Below are 6345 nucleotides of genomic sequence, written 5' to 3' on the forward strand. Positions count from 1 at the left end.
GATGTAACTTTGTGAATTGGTACACTTAAACAAACGGGGTCTTTGATCCAAGAAGGATTAACGATTCTTTTTGTTGAACTTTATTGAAGTAACGATGCAGGTTAGTGGAAGAAGGTATATGAAAGTTGGATGAAGAATATACACCATAAAGTGGGGATAATGAAAGTAAAATAAAGGGGGATTATATTGAAAAATATATTGATAATACTGTTGAGTATTGTTACATTATCAGGATGTAATGCAAACTCATCTTTGTCCTTCTTAGAAGTAAGTCAAGAGAGTATCAGCAAAGATATTCAAACATTTTTTCAAGGTGTTAAAGAAGAAAATGGAGTTCATCTTTACCTTGATAAAAAGAATAACGCTGTATTTGTATACTTAAATGGGTCAAATGTTATTCAAGATGAAAAAGCTGTCTACTTTACTGGCTTTGATATTGAAAGCGAAAATGACAAATTAAACTTATTATATAAGAGTGATGAAACATCTGATTATTCAAATTCATCATTAGAACACGAGCTTTTCTATAAAGTGAATATAGATAAACGCTATAAGGATATTAAACTTTTTAATAATGGTAATGAAACATCTTTTGGGACAATATCAGGAAATAACTAATTTTCTTATTGAAGTAACGGGGGCAAGAGTTAATGATGGGGATGCTGCGGCGTTCCCTCTTTCTTTTTGTACTAACGGGCAGGTTACTTGAAGAAGGGATTTTGGTAAAATGTGATAAAAATTTTAAAAAATGAGGGGAAAGTATAGATGAAGGATAAAAATATGTTGCTTGATGTATTTGGTGAAATTCTGATAAAAAGAGTTCGAGACGAAGCGATTGAACAGTGGGAAAAGACTATCCACGGCGAGTTGAAAAGTGAAGAAAGCCAAAGATTATATAAACAAATTTCTTCAAGCGGTCAAAGTGAATTGTTTAATGATTTAGTTCCTAAAATTGTTGATACAACTTTACATCACTTATTATGGACATTTGAACAAAATGAGTTGATAGATATTGTTGCAAACGGAGATAGCAAACAAATAAGTATAAAAGAAATTAGTGACGGATTAGCAGGAGAACTCTATACGGAAGACGGTTGGATTTCCCGTTTCAGTAGTAAGAACAAATAGAGTCTTCCGCTTGGATCACACAGGTTGAAATTGAAAACGTTACACCTCATGGACACAATGAGGGGAACTTGATACAGATCGTTGACCAGGACGAATGGGAGTCGAAGGTGGAGCCTGCCAACAACTGGCCGCAGCCTGTTGACCATGCGGGTTCCGCGTCTCAAAAAAAATGGGGAATTCACTGCCGCTCGTTGACCAGGTAGATTGGGAGTCGCAAGAGCAGCCTGTCATTTGGCCGCAGCTTCCCAATCATCAATGGATTGCGACTAAAGGACAGTTCACTTCCTGGGCGCAACCGATGAACCAAGCTGGGATGTTCGCAGAAGGACAGCCTCTATGCGGGGCTCCAATAGCTAGCCATGCAGGGTTGACCCCCCATAAACAGTCGATGCAACCAATTCATCATTCAGGGCTGATGACACAAGGACATCCGACTAGTGGGGCTCCATTCCCCGGCCAGGTGGGTGTCAATCCCCAAAATCAACCCTTCCTTTGGGCACAACAAGCGGTCAACCATCAGGGGATGTACCCTCAAGGACATCTCGCCGCTATACAGCCACCGTTCTTCAATCCTTTTGCCTTTGGTGCCAATGGGAAGCCTGCGAACTTCGGAGGTTTTGGAAATCCTGCGGCCTGGGGGGGACAAGTAAATCCCATGGGATGGGGGAATAACGGAGGAAGTGGCGAGCCGGGAATATTTGATGGCATATTTAAAATGGGAAAAGGCACGATGAATGGAATAGGTATTTTAAGTAGTTTAATCAGTGTGGGGAAGTTCCTGTTCTAGGTCGAAGGGGCAGCTCCCGAACGGTTCAGATTGACTGAAAAAGCCGCGAGAACCGCCCCGTGGCTACCCTCATTTTCCATAGATTGATTTGGTATCATAAATTTTCGAATGGGTTTTACTTTTATAATTATCAGATGTTCGTATATGGACCGTTACCTTTATATCTTGGAGGGAATCCTTTTTTAAATAGTAGTTTCCAGGATGTTTTCTCGTGAACTTCTGATAATCTTCTTTATAAAAGCGAAACCAGTTTGTACCGAGTCTAAATAGGTCTGAGTGAATTTTGAGGCCATTTACATACGTATTCTTTATTTCTTCTCGAATCAACTTCTCCATTTTGTTTTCTATTTCTTTTTCAGAAAGATTGTTTACATTTTCTAATATTTCTGCCGTTCCTTTTACACGTAGTTGAAATGATGGTTTGGTTGGGTCTGTGGTATGAATGGTAAGGTTGGATGTTGATATTCTAACTACTGTTCTTTTCTGAGACGGATTTTCGAGAATATAGGTTTTCTTCTTTTTTTCCTCATTTTCCCATTTCATTCCTTGGATGTCATGTATTGATAGGTGTCCTTGATAGTTTTGATTTTCAAAGAAATGGGCTCCATTGATTTGCACAAGTGGATATTTTTTATTGTCTTGTACCCATGCATTGTGATAAATCCCTAAAGAGGGAAGATACGTTGCTCCTACTGGTTCAAAGTATTCCGATAAAAATTCTCTGTAGCTTTTTGGTGATAACATGTTGGATTCCCCTTCTTCTTTCCGCGGTTTAATATATACCGTGAATATTTGGGGATAAAAAAACAGGGCTTTTGTTTTAAAAATGTCATCAAGTGATTCATTGGTTGAGAACATAAAAACGGAAAATCGAAAAAAATTACTTCTCCCTACACTCTCATTAATCTCTTTAAATTTATGGGTAAGCGCATTTTCGGTAATAATAATGGCTTTAACATGCTGCAGAAACAAGTCGGGCTGGCTGTCCTCATATAACTTAGAGATGGCTTCTTCCACTGTTTTTCCTTTTCCTTCGCCAATCCATTCGGGTGGAGGGGGAAGGGATTTCGCACCTTCTTGTTTGGCCACATTTGTGAAATCTAAAGCCAGGGCTATAATCCTCATTTCATCCTTTTTATCATCATAATCAATACCGAAGGCAACAACATAGGTAAGATCTTGAATATTCTTCTGTCCGTAACAGCCTGTCAGGAACAGACTGAAAATTACAATGAAGATGGCTGATCTTGCTATCATCTGTTATTCCTCCTGACGCGTTCTATCTTCTGGCGAAGCTAAACTGCCCCTTGTTTTGTATAATTTCCATGGTTCCTTCAAAAATGAACGGATGACATTTGAAAAAGTAAATGGGTATGCCATCGACAAAAACGGAACGCCTATGGATGTTAAAGAAACCAGATAGGATATGATGAGCAAGAATCCTAATACCACTCCAAAAATCCCAAACATGGCACCAAGGAAAAAGATAAAAAAGCGAAACAGAGTCACGCTAGTTGAGAGAGTTTGATTAACCAGTGTAAACCCACTAATAAACGTGAGTGCTCCCATAATGAGGATGGGAGGGGAGGTGATTCCCGCTCTAATGGCTGCATCCCCAATGATCAAGCCGCCTAATACACTAACGGTTTGGCCAGCTCCTCGTGGTAATCGTAATCCGGCCTCATTGAATAATTCGAATAAGATAAGCATTAATAACATCTCAAATGGACTGGATAATGGGATTCCGTAACGATTGACACTAATGGTTGCTACAAGTAAATATGGGATTTGTTCAATATTATGGGTGGTGAGTGCTACCCATGTTCCTGGTAATAAAATAGAAATAAATAACGAAAAACAACGTAGTAATCGTTCAAAAGAAACATATATAAAATTCAAATTGGCATCTTCTGGAGACTTGAATAAATTGGCAATTTGAACGGGTGCAATCGATGCTGTCGGTTGCCCATCCATTAATATTAAAAATTTCCCTTGATTTAAACACTCCACGGCAAAATCAGGCCTCCCAGTCGTATCAAAGGTTGGGATAAGCGCGATGGGTTGATCGGAAATCACTGATTCAATTTGTTGAATACTACTGACTATATCTAAATCAATTTTTTTGATTTTGCTATGAATGGTAGAGAGTATATCCTTATTAATAATGTCGTTTATATATAAAATGGCTATGGTCGTATTGCTTCTCTTTCCTATAAGGAATTTTTCCACTTTGAGTTCATTCGATTTTAACCGTTTCCGGATTAAAGCAATATTACTACCTAAATCTTCAATAAACCCATCCCTTGGTCCGCGAATGGACGGCTCCGTAGTGGGCTCTTCTGGTGTCCGCTTTGGGACATTATTAGCGGAAGCAGCGAACAGGACATTATTTATATGAATTAAAATATATCCATTTAAGATTTTTAGCTGAATATCCTCTTCCTTTGAATACGTGAGCTTCTCCAATTGAATTTCTTTCATTAAATACTCATCAATATCCTCGGGAAAGCAGGGGATATTGTCCAGCTTAGTCATAATATATTTGTCAATAAAGGATGGATCAATTAGATATTCCCCGTAGATCAGAGTGATAGAGCATTCTTTCATGTCGATTTTTTTAAATACTATATCTTCACAATGATTAAATGATTTTTGTAAAAGTGGTATGATTGGGTTGTCTAGCTTTTGCTGGTTCCATTTATCCTGCATTTTGTGAGCGATCCTTTCTTTTATTAATAAGCACTAAAAAAAACAGAATAATTGAAAGGGAAAAAATAATTATCAAGCTTATCGGTAAAAAGTAATTATATAGAAGCCCATGTAACTGGAACCTACTAATGGGTATGAGCGCTGCACCAAGTAAGAATAGATAAAATATAGACAGGAATTTGACTCTACTCTTTTCTTTTACAAAGCTTGAAAGAATAAACATTAGAAGGCTTATTCGAAACAATGCTCCACTCATCCACTGGAACATTGCCAAAAAATCCATTCTAGAAATAAAATCCCCCAACTGCAGTAACTTCCATTCCTCATATGCTGGATATCCTAAATTGGATGAAACCACGGGTCCAAACTCCATGATTGAGGCCGATAACGGTCCTAAAGTTAACCCAACGAAGATCAAACCAAGAAATACAATTTGTTTCAACTTGAAAGTACTTTTTAAGTGATTTTGCACTAATAAGAGAAAAAATATTTCGATGAGGCCGGAAAAAGAATACAGGATTCCTTTTAACATCGGCTTATACCCATTAAGAAATAAGGGGAATAAATTTTCCCAATCCTTGTGTTTGAAATTTGCGGTCATAATAAAAAATCCTAAAAACACAACAATAGGAAGGACAATGGTTGCCATTAGGGTTAATTGCTTAAAGGTTCTAGTAGATAACCAAAAACAAGAGAAAATAAAAATCAACAGTATAAGTAGGTAGGGTGTTTCAGGTAAAAAATACGTTTTTGCCCAAATGGACGTATCTACAAGGGTAATATACGTATCCGAAAATAATAATAGGAACATGGGAACAGAAAATAATACTAGAGTGAATTTCCCATACTCTTCTTCGATCCATTTCAAGAGACTTTTCTGTTTTATATTTTTAGATATGTAAAAAATGAGTAATAAATAAAGAATATAAGGACCAATCACACAAACCACACTTATCCAGGCATCTCGTCCTGCTGCTTCCAATAAGGCAGGTATAATAATGACATGATTCAATAACCCGGTCGAAAGGATAAAAAGAAAGAGAACTTCCTTTGCTCTCGTTTTGTTCAAACACTTCACCACCTACACCCAAACCAATGTATGGGCATGATTTTTTTTATTGTTTGCATATCCGGCGTTTTTATGCGAACGGGGGCTCTACTTTTATATGGAGTAAAGCCTTTTTCTTAGTCAAGTAAAAGTCAGTTTTAGCTGAAGAAGTTCTCATTACCAAGGGGAATAAAATGGTTCTTCTTTTGATTAACGTTTATCAAGCAAATGATGAATAAATAAAGCCCATGAGAGGGCTTTTAATTTCCAATCATCAAATTTTGTAATAAAACAATTTGATGTTTTCTATATTTTTTATCTTTGTTTTCTTAATCTAATAGTTTTTTATTCTGAATCTAATCTAAAACTACTTTGTTAAACTACCCATGTCTGTTGTTATTTGAATGCGGGTTATGATTGTTACAATTATGGTTCCAGTTATTATGTGATTACGGGTTATGATTGTTCCAATCATGGTTGTTCCAGTTATTATGAGAATGCGGGTGATGATTGTTCCAATCATGGTTGTTCCAGTTATTATGAGAATGCGGGTGATGATTGTTCCAATCATGGTTGTTCCAGTTATTATGGGAATGCGGGTGATGATTGTTCCAATCATGGTTGTTCCAGTTATTATGAGAATGCGGGTGATGATTGTTCCAATCATGGTTGT

Annotated in this window: 8 protein-coding genes; 5 read left to right on the forward strand and 3 right to left on the reverse strand. The window is 37.1% G+C overall.

The annotated features are described in order from the left end of the window. The first annotated feature begins 186 nt into the window (after positions 1–186). The 4 genes from AR334_RS00695 to AR334_RS00705 all read left to right on the forward strand — a co-directional run bounded on the left by AR334_RS00695 (position 187) and on the right by AR334_RS00705 (position 1915). Positions 187–618 carry a hypothetical protein gene (locus AR334_RS00695; protein WP_066303846.1) on the forward strand — a complete coding sequence of 144 codons (432 nt, stop codon included), beginning with the start codon at positions 187–189 and terminating at the stop codon, positions 616–618. Between the two features lie 147 nt (positions 619–765). After that, on the forward strand, positions 766–1128 hold the full coding sequence (locus AR334_RS00700) for an epimerase (RefSeq protein WP_066303850.1): 363 nt from the start codon (positions 766–768) through the stop codon (positions 1126–1128). A 68-nt stretch (positions 1129–1196) separates the two neighbouring features. After that, a complete protein-coding gene (locus AR334_RS30545) occupies positions 1197–1331 on the forward strand; it encodes a hypothetical protein (protein ID WP_301337143.1) in 135 nt (44 codons plus the stop codon). Then, a complete protein-coding gene (locus tag AR334_RS00705; RefSeq protein WP_066303851.1) occupies positions 1298–1915 on the forward strand; it encodes a hypothetical protein in 618 nt (205 codons plus the stop codon). Before AR334_RS30545 ends, AR334_RS00705 begins: the two co-directional genes overlap by 34 nt. Positions 1916–1984: 69 nt before the next feature. On the opposite strand, the gene AR334_RS00710 is transcribed toward AR334_RS00705, so the two are convergent. The 3 genes from AR334_RS00710 to AR334_RS00720 are packed head-to-tail and all read right to left on the reverse strand — an operon-like array spanning position 1985 to position 5705. Beyond that, positions 1985–3172, reverse strand: coding sequence for a Ger(x)C family spore germination protein (locus AR334_RS00710; RefSeq protein WP_066303852.1), 1188 nt, complete (start codon positions 3170–3172; stop codon positions 1985–1987). A 3-nt stretch (positions 3173–3175) separates the two neighbouring features. Next, the gene (locus AR334_RS00715; protein WP_066303855.1) at positions 3176–4624 is read right to left on the reverse strand and encodes a spore germination protein; all 1449 of its coding nucleotides are present in this window, start codon (positions 4622–4624) and stop codon (positions 3176–3178) included. Continuing rightward, on the reverse strand, positions 4614–5705 hold the full coding sequence (locus AR334_RS00720; RefSeq protein WP_082692712.1) for an endospore germination permease: 1092 nt from the start codon (positions 5703–5705) through the stop codon (positions 4614–4616). Before AR334_RS00720 ends, AR334_RS00715 begins: the two co-directional genes overlap by 11 nt. A 425-nt stretch (positions 5706–6130) precedes the next feature. Here AR334_RS00720 and AR334_RS29800 point away from each other — a divergent pair. Continuing rightward, positions 6131–6345 (forward strand): hypothetical protein (locus AR334_RS29800; RefSeq protein ID WP_172799134.1); only part of this gene is annotated, 215 nt, incomplete at its 3' end.

Origin of the sequence: Bacillus sp. FJAT-29814, from assembly GCF_001510715.1 — a bacterium.
Lineage (GTDB): Bacteria > Bacillota > Bacilli > Bacillales > Cytobacillaceae > Neobacillus.